Origin of the sequence: Dictyobacter alpinus (genome assembly GCF_003967575.1) — a bacterium.
In the GTDB taxonomy this organism is placed as follows: domain Bacteria; phylum Chloroflexota; class Ktedonobacteria; order Ktedonobacterales; family Ktedonobacteraceae; genus Dictyobacter; species Dictyobacter alpinus.
In genome coordinates this window covers 968,616-984,233 of the sequence record NZ_BIFT01000002.1, presented here as the reverse complement: position 1 = coordinate 984,233, position 15,618 = coordinate 968,616, and the positions used below count along the sequence as shown (strand labels likewise).

Annotated in this window: 13 protein-coding genes; 11 read left to right on the top strand and 2 right to left on the bottom strand. The window is 49.2% G+C overall.

Annotation, left to right across the window (positions count from 1 at the left end):
* Positions 1-184: 184 nt before the first annotated feature.
* The 3 genes from EL633_RS26405 (at position 185) to EL633_RS37925 (ending at position 2,169) form a co-directional block, all read left to right on the top strand.
* Positions 185-1,183, top strand: a complete 999-nt coding sequence (locus EL633_RS26405) for a type I glyceraldehyde-3-phosphate dehydrogenase (protein WP_126630261.1) — start codon at positions 185-187, stop codon at positions 1,181-1,183.
* An 84-nt stretch (positions 1,184-1,267) separates the two neighbouring features.
* Entirely contained in the window at positions 1,268-1,789 is a 522-nt protein-coding gene (locus EL633_RS37930; protein ID WP_161982459.1) for an HAD hydrolase-like protein, read from the top strand.
* Positions 1,786-2,169, top strand: a complete 384-nt coding sequence (locus tag EL633_RS37925) for an HAD family hydrolase (RefSeq protein ID WP_161982458.1) — start codon at positions 1,786-1,788, stop codon at positions 2,167-2,169. The genes EL633_RS37930 and EL633_RS37925 overlap by 4 nt, the downstream gene beginning before the upstream one ends.
* Before the next feature lie 111 nt (positions 2,170-2,280).
* Here EL633_RS37925 and EL633_RS26390 read toward each other — a convergent pair.
* Both EL633_RS26390 and EL633_RS26385 read right to left on the bottom strand, forming a co-directional pair.
* A protein-coding gene (locus EL633_RS26390; protein WP_126627759.1) for an IS630 family transposase occupies positions 2,281-3,416 on the bottom strand; the annotation gives its coding sequence in 2 pieces (ribosomal slippage) (positions 2,281-2,996 and positions 2,996-3,416; 1,137 coding nt in all).
* A 131-nt stretch (positions 3,417-3,547) separates the two neighbouring features.
* On the bottom strand, positions 3,548-6,010 hold the full coding sequence (locus tag EL633_RS26385) for an HAD-IC family P-type ATPase (RefSeq protein WP_161982457.1): 2,463 nt from the start codon (positions 6,008-6,010) through the stop codon (positions 3,548-3,550).
* Between the two features lie 368 nt (positions 6,011-6,378).
* Between EL633_RS26385 and EL633_RS26380 the strand changes: the two genes are divergently transcribed.
* The 8 genes from EL633_RS26380 (at position 6,379) to EL633_RS26340 (ending at position 15,573) form a co-directional block, all read left to right on the top strand.
* The gene (locus EL633_RS26380) at positions 6,379-6,966 is read left to right on the top strand and encodes a GNAT family N-acetyltransferase (protein WP_161982456.1); all 588 of its coding nucleotides are present in this window, start codon (positions 6,379-6,381) and stop codon (positions 6,964-6,966) included.
* Between the two features lie 294 nt (positions 6,967-7,260).
* A complete protein-coding gene (locus EL633_RS26375; RefSeq protein ID WP_126630256.1) occupies positions 7,261-9,801 on the top strand; it encodes an ATP-binding protein in 2,541 nt (846 codons plus the stop codon).
* A gap of 141 nt (positions 9,802-9,942) precedes the next feature.
* Complete coding sequence (locus tag EL633_RS26370; RefSeq protein WP_161982455.1) at positions 9,943-10,458, top strand: anthrone oxygenase family protein; 516 nt, start codon at positions 9,943-9,945, stop codon at positions 10,456-10,458.
* A gap of 173 nt (positions 10,459-10,631) precedes the next feature.
* Positions 10,632-11,060: a VOC family protein gene (locus tag EL633_RS26365; RefSeq protein WP_126630254.1), complete on the top strand. Its 429-nt coding sequence runs from the start codon at positions 10,632-10,634 to the stop codon at positions 11,058-11,060.
* Between the two features lie 724 nt (positions 11,061-11,784).
* Positions 11,785-12,465 (top strand): phosphoribosyltransferase, encoded by a 681-nt coding sequence (locus tag EL633_RS26355; RefSeq protein WP_126630252.1) that lies wholly within the window; start codon positions 11,785-11,787, stop codon positions 12,463-12,465.
* Between the two features lie 42 nt (positions 12,466-12,507).
* Positions 12,508-13,167 (top strand): dienelactone hydrolase family protein, encoded by a 660-nt coding sequence (locus tag EL633_RS26350; RefSeq protein ID WP_126630251.1) that lies wholly within the window; start codon positions 12,508-12,510, stop codon positions 13,165-13,167.
* A gap of 350 nt (positions 13,168-13,517) precedes the next feature.
* Positions 13,518-14,549, top strand: coding sequence for a helix-turn-helix transcriptional regulator (locus EL633_RS26345; protein WP_161982454.1), 1,032 nt, complete (start codon positions 13,518-13,520; stop codon positions 14,547-14,549).
* A 19-nt stretch (positions 14,550-14,568) separates the two neighbouring features.
* Complete coding sequence (locus EL633_RS26340) at positions 14,569-15,573, top strand: phosphotransferase family protein (protein WP_126630249.1); 1,005 nt, start codon at positions 14,569-14,571, stop codon at positions 15,571-15,573.
* Positions 15,574-15,618: the final 45 nt, after the last annotated feature.

Sequence of the window (15,618 nt, the reverse complement as noted above, 5' to 3'; positions counted from 1 at the left end):
TTTTGCTTGTCTGTAAAGCTGGTAACGGCAAGAGATGGGGCAATAGAAGGGGAGAGTATGCCTTCTATCTGGCAGGAACGCCAGAAATTGTGGCGGAAAAGGTTTAATTTTATCGAGATATTTTGGTATACTTGCTGATGAGATATTTGAGAAGGACTTCTTCAAAAAATAAGGGAGATTCTGTGTGAGTAACATTGCAATCTATGGTTTTGGACGTATTGGACGTTCCATGCTCAAATCGGCATTGACGCGAAATCTGTTTATACCCGTTGCGATTGCCGACATTAGAGACCTTGAGACGACAGCCGCCGTCTTTCAAGTTGATAGCAATTATGGCCGCTGGCATGAAGATGTCAGCACCAGAGAAGATAGTTTTCTGATTGGTGGGCGTAATATCCCCTATATCGATTCGTCCAAAGATGTGCCTGATTGGGGAGCGATGGGCATCGATCTGGTTGTTGACTGTACGGGTCGTGCCACCACGCGCGCCGGAGCGCAGGTGCATCTTGACCGTGGCGCGAAGCGGGTGCTCATCAGTGCCGCGAGCAAAACCCTTCAGGATTGCGACGCTGTTCTGCTGCCTGGCATCAACATGGATAGCTTTGATCCGCAGGCCCACAAAATCGTGAGCATGGCAAGCTGTACCACCAACGCCCTTGCCGCCGTAGTGAAAGTGATGCTGGAGCACTTTGGTATCCAATATGGCTTATTCACCACGGTTCACGCGTACACCAATACCCAGTCTTTAACCGACCAGCCCATGCGTGACCGACGCGATTCGTGGGGGGCAGCCGAAAATATCATTCCCTCCTCCTCCGGCGCGGCGAAAGCCCTCAAGTTTATCTGGCCAGATCTGAAAATCACAGGCAAGGCATATCGTGTTCCCGTCAAGACCGGCAGCATCGCCGAACTCAATCTCATTACTGAACGTGCGGTTACCGTGCAGGAAGTGAACGCGGCCTTTATTCAGGCTGCCAGCGAGGGGCCGCTGAAAGGGATTATGGATGTGCTGAAAGAGGAATGGGCATCGGCGCGCATCGTCGGTGACTACCATTCTTCGATTATTGATCTCCCTCTGACCCAGGTGCAGGAGGGGAATTTTGTCTCGGTCGCGGCCTGGTACGACAATGAATGGGGATACGCCTCGCGCCTCGCCGAGACTGCGGCCAAACTTGGAGGCTAAAGGGGTGTGCTGACGCGTAAGCATCTGCTGAGATAGAGTACCTTGCACGGAGCCAACAATAATGGCAGGAATTGTTGAGGAAAGTTGTTCCTTTCCCTTCAACAGATCCAAAGCCTGATGGCTCCGGCAACCTCTGCAGGCTCTAAGAGTGCGTCTTACTTCTACTCTCTTGGGGGAGAACATGCAGCCAGCCGCACGCGGGCCCTGAAGGACCCATGCTTCTTTTACATATGGTGTCAAAAAGTGTTCGGAGAACACTTTTTGACACCATATGTAAAACCGTTGGAGCGCCAGAGGCGTGAATGCGCCATTGCTGCACCAACCATGAAAGGTGATAGTATGAAATATAAAGCCGTTCTCTTCGATTTGGATGACACTCTTTTAAAAACAGCGACTATCAAGTGGGCTCATCATAAGGCGGTCGCAAAGCAGTTCTATAATATCGATCTGACCGACGAAGTCCTGGCAAAACATTGGGGGATGCCTTTTGAACCAATGATTGCCATTTTGTATCAAAGGGCTGATACTCCCGAAAATATGCTCAAGGCGCGAACTCGTCACTGGAAGATCAATTTCTCAAAGATGTCCAGGAAGATGGACTTGTGACCGTCAATACCTTATTAGATGCAGGCATTGAAATTGGTGTCGTCACCTCCGTCCTCGGCTCAAGAGCGAGACACGATTTGATGCGCCTGGGTTTCCCAATTGATCATTTTTTTCTTTTGCAGGGTGCCGATGATGAACCTGCTCATAAGCCTGATCCTAAAGTCTTTGATAAAGCACTCAAACTGCTCAGCGAAAAAGGGATCACTCGTCAAGAGGTCATCTACATTGGTGATGCATTGATGGATTACTATGCTTCACGAGATGCAGGTATGGGATTTATAGGAGTCACAACTGGATTTGTGACGCAAGAACAATTTGAGCTAGAGGGAGCACAAGCCTGTTCCTCTCTGACGGAAATAGTGAGTGTTCTACAAGCCTAGCGTTGGAAGGTCTTCGGGAGCCATACTGTTCTCCTGGTAAGGAAACGGTGCTTCAAAACAAAGCATTAGTGCTACGCATGTTGGGCAAGCAAAATAGATCCTAGTACTCTGTCATTGTTCAATTGATGGGTAGAGGCGTTTGAGCTTGATGCGAGCATCCGCGGTGGTGAAACGCCAGTTGATCGTTACGTTTGCCTGGTTGCGTTCACGCTGCCAAGCATCCACCTGAGCGGCAAGCGCCTCTCTGGTTGGAAAGCGATCGGACAAGCATTGACGCGCTAAGATGGACAGTTCGATCTCGGCCATATTCAGCCAACTCCCATGCTTGGGCGTGTAGTGGATTTCCAGTTTCTCGGTCAATCGGCGGGCCTCGGCTGGTTCAAACGTCTCGTAAAACGAAGAGGGAGTATGGGTATTGAGATTGTCCATCACCAAGACGATCTTCTCCGCATGGGGATACTGGACGTCAATGATCTCGCGCAAAAAGAATGCCCAATCCTTTTTCGTGCGCCGCTGGCTCACGCGCACCTGACAAGCCCCGGTTTCCGGTTCCATTGCCACAAACACGCTGCACACTCCTTTCCGTTCGTACTCATAATCGATGCGTTCGGGTTCACCCGCTTCCATCGGGATCGGCTCCCGGGTATGGGCCAATACCTGTTTACTCCCCTCATCCATACAGATCTTTGGGCACTTGGGATCATATGGACGCTGGTACACCTCAAGCACATCTTCCATATGATACACAAACTCCGCATTGGCCTCGGGGGGAATACAATACTGGTTCTTTAGCCACGGTTTGAGTTCATTTTTTTTAAGGTCACCCACACCGTTTGATGACTGATGTGATCGACAAACCCCAGTTGTACCAATTTGTCCGCGAGCAGGCGCATCGTCCAGCGTTTTTGCCCTCCTTCCGTCTGACTACACGCCAGCGTGACCAACTGCGCTTCCAGTTCCCCATTCATTTTCCGTTTCTCGGGTCGTTCCGGTTGGGGACGACGCACGAGCGCATCCAGCAGCCCTCCCTCCACAAAACGTTGCCGAACTCGTCCTACGGTTGCCGTTCCCACTCCCAGGGCTTCGGCAATCTGTTGATCTTCCCAACCCGCTCCTTGCTCTCCCTGATCGGCTTTTAGTAAGATCCTCGCATGGGTCTGGATGCGCGCTGGCGCCTTGCCTCCTGTGAGCAAACTCTCTAACAGCTTGCGTTGTTCTGCGTCTAACTGAATGGTATACTTCTTCATGGATGCCTCCTTGAGCTTGGTTTTTTATTCGTAACTCAAGGATACTCCTTTGGTCTCCATTTATCAAATCAAGGATGACAGAGTACTAGGTTCGTTTCAAATAGATGCCGAACTATTAGCAGACTTTTTTATTAGAAATGAAAGAGATGCTCGAAGAGACGAAAATGCCTGACGGTCCATAGAAGTCCAGTCCAGATCAATGTGGCTGTAATGATGATCAGATAGGTGCCAGAATGTAATGGTTGCAGATTAAATAGTGTACGTAATGGTGGAATAGCAAGTATAGCGCTAAAGCACAGAAGTAAGCTGAGAACGAGCAATGAAGGGAGCCAGTTGCCTGCTTTTCCATCCTGTTCTGGCCTGACACGGTTTGGTGGTTCTACAAAGAGTACAAGGATCAGTCCGCAGAAAACAAGAAATATCGTGATAGCTGTCTGAGCGATTGGTAAGGCCCCTTCGCGATAAGGATTCGCAGGGATAGGTAGTGTCTGAGAGGTGGGAATCAGCACCGCGAGATAGGTTCCAAGTGCGACAAGGCACGTTATTGAGGATACAGGCAAGACGAAACGCAGCAGGGAGCGCAGCACACTTTTGTTTGAGGTCTGTCCGGGGCGAGCCCAGTATGCCAGCGCGATGGTGGGAACGCCAACGGTAAAGAAGGTGAGTAATGAGGTTTGCCGAGGTTGGAAAGGAAAGCTACCAATAAAGGCAACTGAGATGAGGAGTAGCGTGACAGAAGTCACGCGCGCTAAAAAAAGCTTTAATATATCTTGCATGCCATTGCGTATACGTTGTCCTTCCTGGACGGCATGCGGCAGTGAGGCAAAGGTATCATTGAGTAAGATCAGATCCGCGACCCCTCGAGTGGCCTGGCTCCCGCTCTGCATGGCGATACCAAGGTTGGCCTGCTTGAGTGAGAGCACATCATTGACCCCATCGCCAATCATCGCAACATAATGGTGACGCTGGCGCAACGCTTTGATCAAACGTTCCTTCTGATGTGGTGTGATGCGGCCAAAAATAGCGATTTCTTCTGCCCGCTGTGCTAGTTGCGCATCGTCTAACTGCTCTATTTCTGCTCCTGTCAGTACCTCCATGCTGGTATGCAGGCCCAGCTGTAGTGCCAGAGCTACGACGGTTTGAGGATGATCACCAGAGATAATCTTGATTTGGACGCCTAGCTCCAGAAATTTTGCCAGTGTTTGCTGTGCTTCAGGACGGATGGTATCACTCAAACTTAGCGCACCAAGGGCCACCAGTCCATCTGGCAAGCTTGCTTCTTCATTTTGAGTTTGAAGCAGAAGTAATCTGGGATAGTGCGCAAAGAGGAGAACGCGTAAGCCTTTTGCTCTCTCGGTTTCCATGAAATCTCCCAGATCAGTGTCTGGCACCAGAAATGGCTGTAGCATTTCCGGTGCACCTAGCACATAGACGCCTTGCATCGCCAGATCATCTACGATCAGTGCACTCCACTTGCGTACTGAAGAAAAAGGAATCTCCTGGCACACATGGAGATCTTGTCGCTCGTGATCCTGACAGACAACTTTGATCGCAGCGCTTGTCGCATTTTGACTCGATACCTGTGCGCTATACTTTCCAAGGAGCAGGCGTAGTTGTGTTTTATCAATACTATATGGATGCAATGCCGCCAGTGCCATTTCATTCGTGGTCAGGGTACCAGTCTTATCGGTGCAGAGGATATCTACATGGCTGAGCGATTCAATGGCATTGAATTTTTGGACCAGTGCCCCTTTGCCCGCGATTCGTACCGCGCCCAATGCATAGGCCACACTGATCGAGAGAAACAGACCATTGGGTACAATGCCGATGATCACCATTGCCATGCGTACCGTTTCTACAAGTGGAATTAGATTGACGAGTAAAGAAGCAAACAGGAGCGTTTCCAGGAACAGAGCGACGAGGAGCAAGACCCGAATGATGAAAGCAATTTCACGTTGTAGCGGCGTAAACACATTACGATAGGCACGGGCTCTATTCGTCAGATTGCCCGCAACACTCTGGATGCCAATGTTTTCGGCACGGTAGTATGCGCGTCCCGTTACGCAGAAGGTCCCGGCATAGAGTCGATCACCTTCACCTTTAGTGATCAGATCTGTTTCGCCAGTAAGCAATGATTCATCCACCTTCACACGTCCATCACTCACAATTGGTCCATCCACCACGATTTGATCACCTGGATAGACCAGCATAATATCATCCACAACCACCGCTTCAGGCTGGATCTGTTGCTCTCGTCCATCGCGTACTACCACAGCGTTGGGACGAGTGAGGAGCGCAATACGATCGAGTTTCTGTTTGGCTCGTATCTCTTGAAACAGGCTGATGGCCAGATTAAATGATACGACTCCAACGGAGATGAGCGCGTCGAGATACTGGCCCAGCAGCACAAGGGCCAGCGCGATGGAGAAGAGAATGGTGTTGACCATGTTGAATACGTTTTCGCTGATAATCCGTATATATGAGCGTCCCGTAGGCGGTGGGAGCACACACCCGAGTCCATGTGCGCGCCGCTCCTCCACGTCGCATGTACTTAATCCTTGTAGCAATGCTTCTTGATTCTGCTGGCTCTTCATCTTCTCCGTGGTATAACCTCTTTGTTCTTTTATTTCTCGCTTTATTTTTTGCCTCACTGCAACATAGCATACATGTCTCACAAAACGCTCTCCCGGACGCATGGCGCTATCACAATACCCTCCAGAATTGGAACCATTGTGGCGATATGCGTTGCTGTACTCCCCTTGGTCAGGCATCGTGTCAACTTTGGATCAACTTTGGATCAACTTTGTGCTTCATTATTACCTCTTCCTGAGCTTATACTTAGCCATAGCAAGAAGTACAAAGCCATTGGATAGGGTTGATGAGGGGAATATATGCTTATGAGATGTTGGTGGATTTGTCATGTGTGGCGTGTAATGTGGTTCTCTTAAGAAAGGGATGTGTTATGTCTATTGCTTCTATAAATATAATCAATCAGGATACCATGAATTGTACGCAAACCTTTTCATGGTTTGTGCGCGCTGCTAACCAATCTAAAGAGGATCAACAGTATCTTACTTATATGTGTTATGTGTCTGTATTTCCAATGCGACATTATCCTCTTCCTATGGGTGATGAGAGAGTAGTACAGCGATTACCGCAAATACAGCCCTGGAGAAGTGGATGGGGACAACCGGGCGACATCGCATTTCTGGCGATTGATCCTATCCGCCAGCAACGTTTAGGAGCGGCCTGGTGCCGTCTTTTTTCCACAGCGCATGATTTTGTTCCAGGTTTCTATTCCAGTACGGTCCCCATTGTCTCGCTTGCGGTAGATGTGTATGCCCGTCATCAGGGGATAGGTGGAACGTTACTGCAGATGGTAAAACAGAGCGCATATCAACAAGGGTATACCACCCTGAGCCTGGGTGTAGTCTCAACAAGTCCTGCGAAATTCCTTTATGAGCGCTATGGATTTACGGTTCAAAACACCAGCACATATCCCGCTCTTACCATCATGACGACGGATTTAACGGTTCCAACCAACAGATAAGCATCTGTTCATGCACTTGAACAATCTGATATTGCTTCATAGAAACAGGAGCGTGTTATTTTATACTGCCAGTTTTTGCTGATCGAGACGTAAAAATATATGAGTGCATATCCAGAGATTAGAGATCAATTCAAGGCACATACTATTATAAAAATGAGCTTCATGTATCTATAAAGCGCAGATTTCTCTTAAAGGAATATAATTCTTATGCTATAATCAAGGTTATAGAAGCTATAACGGCTTATGATAAGTATTTTATTCGCAAGTTATTACTAGAAATCTGTAAAGAGTAACATGACGTCTAGCATAAATAGAGACTCTACCCCTCTCCCAGAGGGGTTGAAGCTTTTTCGCGAGTCGCTCACGACTTTTCGTCGTAGATCTGGACATTTGCAAAAAGAACTGGCAGATGCTCTTGGCATTGATGCTCAGGTTCTCAGTCGCAAACTGCATGGAGCAAGGCGTTCCTTTCCAACACACGCCGAGGTGAAGCAAATCATTAAGACCCTGGCTGATTGGGATGCTATTACCACCCGGATTGAGGCCGCTCAACTACTTAAGTTGATGGGTCTAAAAACGGAAACTTTTACTGAACTGGAGTGGAAGACTCCTCCATTAGCGAAGCTTGAAGTAGAACCACCTTATAAAAGTTCAGCTATCACCACCCCTCAACAGACAACAGCTTTTCGTGCTCTCTCTTTATTGCCAAATCCAGCTACCGGGCTCATTGGACGTGAATATCATGTACAATTGTTGTTGGATCGCCTCCGGCATAGGTCTGTGCGCCTCCTGACGCTGTATGGGATGGGAGGAGTGGGAAAGACGCGGCTGGCACTGGAGGTGGCACATGCCGTTCAGCATGATTTTGCGGATGGGGTCTTTTTTATTCCTCTATCTTCGCTACGTGAGGCTGCTCTGATCCCTGCGACAATTGTACAAACATTGCATCTTATGGAGCCGATAAGAGATAGGAATACAGACAAGCAAAGCGTTTTTTCGCACGAAGATGTGCTGAAAAATTTCTTGCGCGACAAAACATTACTACTGGTATTTGATAACGTGGAGCAGATTCCTGGGATCGCCGCCTTTATCAGTGATCTCTTACAGAGTGCCCGCGACATCAAAATCATGGTGACCAGTCGCATTTTACTGCACCTATACGGTGAGTATGAATTTGACGTGCCCCCGCTAACGATTGATACCTTTGAGCAAGAAGCCAGTCCTGAGACATATACGCAGTTTTCTGCTGTCCGCCTCTTTGTTGAACGAGCTCAGGCTGTGAATCCAGCCTTTGATCTGACACCAGAAAATGCTACAACCGTCTCACACATTTGCACCCGTTTGGATGGACTCCCCCTGGCTATTGAACTGGCTGCGGCACGCTCTAAAGTGCTGTCCTTGCCCGAAATTTTGCAGCGACTGACGGAGGGGGCCAGCCAGAGTTTTCTGCATACTACCGCGTATAATGCCTTGCAGGGCCACCAGACCTTACAGGCCACATTGGACTGGAGCTATAAATTACTTTTAGCAGCAGATCAAGCTCTTTTCTGCCGCTATAGTGTCTTCGTTGGTGGATGGACCTTGAAGGCGGCCCTGGCCATTGTCATGTTTGACAAACCAGAAGCAACCATTGATGCTGTCGCAGCACAGATAGAGTTCCTTATTGATCAGAGTTTAGTGAAGCGCATGCGTCCAGAAGAGTTTTCTTCAGAAGAGAATCAAGAGCCGCGTTTTTATCTTTTGGAGACGATTCGCGAATATACGATGAGGCAACTTGAAGCATCAGGGGAGCGAGCCGATATCCAGCAACGCCATGCCCGCTATTACCTGGAACTGGTTGCCAGAACCGAGTCCAACGTATCTGATTCCGGGCAGTCTGCCAGTATCGCGTTACTTGTGCGCGAACAGGGAAATTTGCGCGCAGTCCTTGCCTGGGCTACCGAGCATGAGGAGACGGAGAGTGCTCTACGTATAAGTAATGCGTTGGGAAAATTTTGGGAAGCACGCATGCAATTTCGTGAAGCGCATCGTTGGATCGACGCAGTATTTAAAATGCAAGCCGATACCTCATTAACGGCTCAAGCCAATCTCTTGATGGGATCAGCCCGTCTCGCCCTCTGGGAGATAGGCTATGAACGGTCCCGCGAACTGGCTGAGGAGGCCTTGAAGCTCTATGAGGCATCTGGTAATCATTTTGGTAAGACCTGGGCGTTATTCCAGATTGGAGATACCTGGCATATACAAGGTGATTATGCTCAGGCCACCACCTATCTTGAACAATGTTTACACCTCCTGTATGAGCAGCAGGATTGGCGCAGTTATGCTTTTACTTTGAGTAGATTGGGAGCACTGGCAACCCTTCAAGGTAACATGCAGCAGGCTCATATGCGACTGAGTGAAGCCATGCAACTGCTCCGAGAATATCCAGAGCCAGGCCTCCTTACGGTGACACTGATCTACCTGGGTGTCCTCTCTTTTCTCCAGAATGATCTAAAATCGAGTTATGCGTATTTACGTGAGGGCTTACTTCTTGCAAGGCAAGCAGGCAATCTGTACATGCTCGCGACAGCTTTAATTGTCCTTGGTTGTATGCAGGGACGGGTCCATGGGCCCTCTTATGCCGCCCATATCTGTAGCGCGGCTGAAGATCTCTATAAAAGTTTGCACACGACTGTACCGACAGCATACCATCAGCTTTATCATGTCCATCTGAGCAAAATACAGACACTGGTTGATCGAGCAACATGGGAAACATGGTGGGCTGAAGGCAAAGATTACTCTCTAGAAGAGATTTGTAAACTGGCAATGTTTGAGCGAGTGTCAAAAGCAACATGAAGCTTTATTTGTCATCTTCCTCTAAATTGGGGCATATCTGGAAACGTGCGACAAGAGAAAAAAAGGCTTGAGGTTCACGTAACGGCAACGTTTACAATGGGATTACCATGTTCGAAGCCGAATTACAAGGAGAAATACATCATGAACCTCAAGCATATTATGCTGGTGTTGGCTGCTTTAACCACAGGACTGACTGCGGGCGTTTTCTTTGGTTATCAAGTATCAATTATTCCTGCCTTCACGGCATTATCAAACACAGCATATATTGATGCGATGCAACGCATTAATAATGCTATTCAAAATCCCGCCTTTCTCGTAACGTTTATGAGCCCAGCCATTTTTCTGCCAGTGGCAACGTACTTGCGGCGTAAAACGTCATTCTCATTGCCGTTTACCTTCTTATTTGTCGCCACCTGCCTGTATATTGTTGGAACCTTCGGGGTCACTATGGCCGCAAATGTTCCTCTCAATGACGCGCTCGCCGCATTTTCCTTCCAGACAGCGACACCCGAACAAATAGCGACGGCGCGCACAGCATTTCAAGATCCATGGAATTTCTGGCATCTGATCCGAACCGTTGCCTCTGTGGGCTCATTCCTCCTGATTATCATTGCCAGCCTCTCTGCGAGCGATGTGCGTTCAGTACCATCCAGGTGAAAATGTTCGCGACTCTCTATAGCAGGTTAATTTTTTACAAGAAGCCTGTGTGCTTTCTGGCTATACTATCCGAGTAGGACGTGACTGGATCACAAGGCGTTTCCTCTTCCAGAAAAGTTTCTACTGGCATGAGTATTGTTTGAAACACGATAGCAACGGAAAGAGCAGAAAATATGGAGCAAACAGTAAATCGGACGACCTATCCAACCATTATTCCATACTTGATTGCGCAGGATGCAGATGCGCTGCTTGACTTTGTTAAACAGGTTTTTGGTGCGACCGAACTCTTTCGTACCATTGGAAATGCTGGTGGTACCCATGCGGAGGTGCGCATTGGTGACTCAATCGTGATGATTGGTGGGGGTGGTGAGGGTAAAAAGTGGAGTGGTGAGGCGGTAACTGCTGCCCTTTATCTCTCTATCGATGAGGTAAAGGAAACCTATGAACGTGCCATGAAGGCTGGTTCAACCTCGTTACAGGAACCAACTGAAGTTCCAAAGAGAGGTTATTCGGCTGATTTTAATGATCCGTTTGGCAATACCTGGTTTCTGTCCAGGCGGGAGCAAGGTGAGCGCGTTGCGGGGGCCAAAGAAAGTGAGTAGCCCTGTTATAGACAGGAAAGTCTCTTGATGATATGCTATATGTCTCAAAGCTGGTACCATTAAAATTTGGAGGTGTAGTCATGAGAAATACGATTAAACCGCAGAAGGATTCCTTTTGCTTTTGAGCCGATGAGTAAACGCAAGAGAGGATATCCCTCGGAGCAGGCAGTAAAACGCGGTGTGCGCATTATTCATGGTGACAAAGAACTTTATGAGAAGCTTGGTAAGGAAGATTTATGTCCCTGCGGCTCTGGATACCGCTTTCAAGCGTTGCTGTCGTCAAAGTGGACGCTATGATGGCAGCCAGCGCGATGACTACTTTTAGAGTATAAAACTCTGAGGCCCTGGCCCATCTTCAATGCGAGATAGCCCTGATTGTTGTGGTCGTTCTATGCTCCAGCAATCAGGCACGTTTCACCTCACTATGTCCCCACTACACGCTGCAATACGTTCTAGCAACGCTTCATTTATATTCTCTTCCCTGTGTTTTTGTTCCTTGGTATCGCCGCCGTGGTTCACGCTTTCCTGCCTGGTTGATAGCTATGTGCTTACTTGCGATGTTGTGAGAATGGAGTCTTATATTGTGATGACATTGTAACATGATGGCAGTATCATTTTTGGCGTAAGCATATAGGGAGAACAAAGCTCTTGTGATGGATGATTGTAGGGTTGGTTTATACGCTGGTATCGAACATGAATAGCGAAGAATAAAGAAGGATCAATTATGGTAGCGCAATTTCGTGATCGAACGGAGGCAGGAAAACAATTAGCAGCACAATTGATGGCTTATCGTGATCGGCCAGATGTGCTGGTGCTGGCATTACCACGAGGTGGGGTTGTCGTGGCCTATGAGATTGCTGGTCCGCTGCATGATGCTCTCGATGTGATGGTTGTGCGTAAGCTTGGGACACCTGGACAAGAGGAACTGGCGATGGGCGCACTGGCTCCCGGTGGTTTACGTATCCTCAATGAGGATGTTGTGCGGGCACGAGGTGTTTCCCAGAAAGCAATTGATTGGGTGGCCGCACGCGAACAACGTGAATTGGAGCGGCGTGAACACCTCTTCCGTGGTGAGCGTCCGCCGTATGATGTGCGTGGCCGTACTATTATACTGGTGGATGATGGAATTGCGACTGGTGCAACCATGCGTGTAGCGATCCTTGCATTGAAACAACAACACCCCGCTCATCTGATTGTCGCTGTGCCTGTTGCTGTCACGACCACGTGCGATGAATTGGCGGCTCTGGGCTGTGAAGTTGTCTGTCTCTTGAAACTAGAAACCCTCTATTCTGTGGGTGGCTGGTATGAGTATTTTCCCCAATCCAGCGATGAAGAGGTTCATGATCTACTCAAACGAGCCAGCCGGGAGCAAGCCGCGTGGCTCCAGAAGAAAGCACCAATGTAGTAATGTGCGTACCTAATGGCAAGAAAATATGGAGGTGGAACGATGGGGAAAACGCAAATTGAGAAGGTTGTACAGATACCAGCTGACGCGGTCCGGCTAGGAGGATCGCTGGTCCTTCCCGAAAATGTGACGAGTCTGGTGGCGTTTGCGCATGGCAGTGGAAGTAGTCGCTTCAGTCCCAGAAATACCTTTGTGGCCCGGCAGTTCAATCAAGCAGGAATTGGTACCCTCCTGATGGACCTGCTCACCGAGGAGGAAGACGCGCGCTATGCAACGCGCTTTGATATTGATTTATTGACGCATCGTCTGCTTCAAGTTACCGCCTGGTTACAGGCGCAAGTAGATACAAAAAATCTGACGCTTGGATACTTTGGCGCGAGTACAGGTGCCGCAGCGGCGCTTAAAGCGGCGGCCACACCGGGATTCCCTATCGGTGCAGTCGTTTCTCGTGGCGGTCGCCCTGATCTGGCCCAACAAGCACTGCTACATGTTCATGCTCCTACCCTGTTGATTGTAGGAGGAAATGATCAAACAGTGCTGGAATTGAACCGGGCCGCCTTTGCGCAACTTCCGGGTGAAAAGGAACTCACAATTGTTCCTGGAGCAACGCATCTGTTTGAAGAACCAGGCACGCTAGAGGAAGTTGCCCTCTTAGCAACTCAGTTCTTTAAAAAACACCTCTATCAGGCCCCTGTTTGTTAATAGGACTCAGGAAAGAAGCGCTTTTCAGTGTGTTTTTCCTGATCAAGCTAGAAAAATGTTGGGTAAGGGCAGGGTATTGGCCTGTCGGTGTTTTTTTTGACGAAAAGATACGATGTACTATATAACTGTGAAAGTTGCACCGTAGAGTTATCCTTGAGCCTTTTTCATGGATGAGTTGTCCTTTTATCTATCGTTCGTTGCATTGAGCCATAAAGGTCTGGAAGAGTTCTTCTACCCTTCGGTTTGTCTCAATACCCCCCTGATTTCTTTGGAAAAGAGCCATTGCTGTTTCTTTCACCAGTCCCTGACAGAATTTGTCAGGGTTTTTTGCTATACTAAGCATACGTTTCGTGCTACAGCAACAAAGGAGAGCAGCTCTGAAATTTGATCGCTTACTTGCCCTTGTCTTTCTGTTACAACGGCACTCGTACCTCACCGCCAGGGAGTTGGCAGAACGATTACAGGTCTCAGAACGGACATTGTATCGGGATATCAATGATCTGAGTCTTGCTGGCGTTCCCATCTACGGGGAAGGAGGACCGGCAGGAGGGTACAGGCTCCTGCCAGATTACCATCTCCACATAGCCGGACTGAACGAAGATGAGTTAAGCACGCTTTTTTTCTCCCAAGGCCAAAGGCCGCTCTCGGATCTTGATCTGCATACCACACGAGAGGTTGCCCTGGCCAAAGTCTTGAGTACGCTTTCTGAGCGGGGCAAACAGCGAGCGGCAGAGATACAGGAACGTTTGCATGTGGACCCAACCGGATGGAATTTTCCGGTCGATGACGTGCCTCATTTGCGCGTAGTTCAGGACGCTGTCTGGCAGAATCGCCGCCTCTCTCTGATCTATCGTCGGGAGAGCGGGAATATCATAACCACCCTGGTCGATCCATTGGGACTCGTCGTAAAAGCCGGAATCTGGTATCTCATTGGAGCCACACACGAAACTATCCGTCCATTCAGAATCGCTCGTATCCAGCAGATTGATGTTCTGCAAGAGACGTTCAACCGGCCAGAGGGATTCCATCTCGCTGGCTACTGGGCAAAGTGGTGTACTCGTTTTCTGCCATCTTACCCAGTCACACTCCAGATCTCGCCAGATGCGGTTCCCCGCCTGCTCCAGCTTTTTGGAGAAGCCCAACGTTCCCGCCTTTTGCACTCAGCACCAGACGCCTCTGGATGGAGGACGGTTTCCCTCGTCTTTGAAACGGCGGAGACTGCTCGCGCAACTGTACTGGGCTTCGGCCCCACGGCTGAGGTAGTGGAACCGAGGGAACTACGGGCCAGCGTTATGCAATGGGCAGCAAGCCTCCTGACTCGCTACAGCAGCCAGACGCGCGATCTGAGCAATCTTCTTTCCACCAATGAGACCGAATCTTAAATAAAGGAAGAGTAATCACATGAGAGAAACGTGGGAGAGGCGACATCCTCTCCTCCAATTAGATCAAGCGACACTCAAGCAGCTTCTCCAACCTGCTCTCGCTGGACACTCGATTGCCTCAGCAGAACTCTTGCACGCGGGGCGCAATAATACCTTATATAAAATCACAGCAGAAGACCGAGAAGAGGCTCTGGTTCTGCGCCTTTTTCAGGATGATCCTGCCGCCTGTAAAAAAGAGGTTGAGCTTTTCAATCTTCTGCATGCACGTGTTCCACTTGCGGAAATTCTTCAGGCCGATCACGAGGGCCACACCTATGGCTATCCCTATACGATTGCTCGGTGGGTTGAAGGTATCCTGATCGAGGATATCCTTGCGGGCAGGGCACAGGCAGATCTTGCGGAAGTGGGATATAGCGTCGGTGCAACACTTGCGACGATTGGTTCCTATACCTTCGCTCATCCAGGCTTCTTTCACGATGGCCTTCACCTCGATGAACCGGAAGAGGAAACGCTTGAAGAAGTGGATGAGGCAAAGGGGTACCTGGCATATCTTTCGTCCTGCTTATTTCCAGGAAAGGCTGAGCGTTGGCTTGGTGCGGAACTCACAGCACGTCTCTGGACGTTGGTCACCGAGAATGCTCACCTTCTCCAGGCAACCGCAGGAAGTCGTTCATTGGTGCACGCCGATTATGGTGGTTCCAATCTCCTTGTTCGGCAAGAGAGGGGACATTTCTGTCTCGCTGCCGTTCTGGATTGGGAATTTGCCTTTGTGGGTTCCTCCCTCTTTGATCTGGGGAATCTCTTCCGCCATGAGTGGCTGCTCCCCAACGAATTCGAAGCAGCCTGCCTGCAAGGGTTCGTCCAGCACGGAGGGGTCTTACCACCTACCTGGAAAAAGATCACCAAGCTTTTCGATTTGATCAATATTTGCACCTTTTTGCAGGCCCCGGAGTCACGTGGTTCACTGGTTGGGGATATGATCACGCTCGTCAGATGGACGCTTGAGCACTGGGAGACCTATTAGAAGCGCTGAGGAGAAAACATGATGAACAATGTGTGAATGAGAGCA

Excerpts from the sequence above, each read along its gene's own strand:
- EL633_RS26380 (WP_161982456.1), top strand. The coding sequence starts at position 6,379 with ATGTCTATTGCTTCTATAAATATAATCAATCAGGATACCATGAATTGT.
- EL633_RS26350 (WP_126630251.1), top strand. The coding sequence starts at position 12,508 with ATGGGGAAAACGCAAATTGAGAAGGTTGTACAGATACCAGCTGACGCG.
- EL633_RS26365 (WP_126630254.1), top strand. The coding sequence starts at position 10,632 with ATGGAGCAAACAGTAAATCGGACGACCTATCCAACCATTATTCCATAC.
- EL633_RS26370 (WP_161982455.1), top strand. The coding sequence starts at position 9,943 with ATGAACCTCAAGCATATTATGCTGGTGTTGGCTGCTTTAACCACAGGA.
- EL633_RS26385 (WP_161982457.1), bottom strand. The coding sequence starts at position 6,010 with ATGAAGAGCCAGCAGAATCAAGAAGCATTGCTACAAGGATTAAGTACA.
- EL633_RS26355 (WP_126630252.1), top strand. The coding sequence starts at position 11,785 with ATGGTAGCGCAATTTCGTGATCGAACGGAGGCAGGAAAACAATTAGCA.
- EL633_RS26375 (WP_126630256.1), top strand. The coding sequence starts at position 7,261 with ATGACGTCTAGCATAAATAGAGACTCTACCCCTCTCCCAGAGGGGTTG.
- EL633_RS26340 (WP_126630249.1), top strand. The coding sequence starts at position 14,569 with ATGAGAGAAACGTGGGAGAGGCGACATCCTCTCCTCCAATTAGATCAA.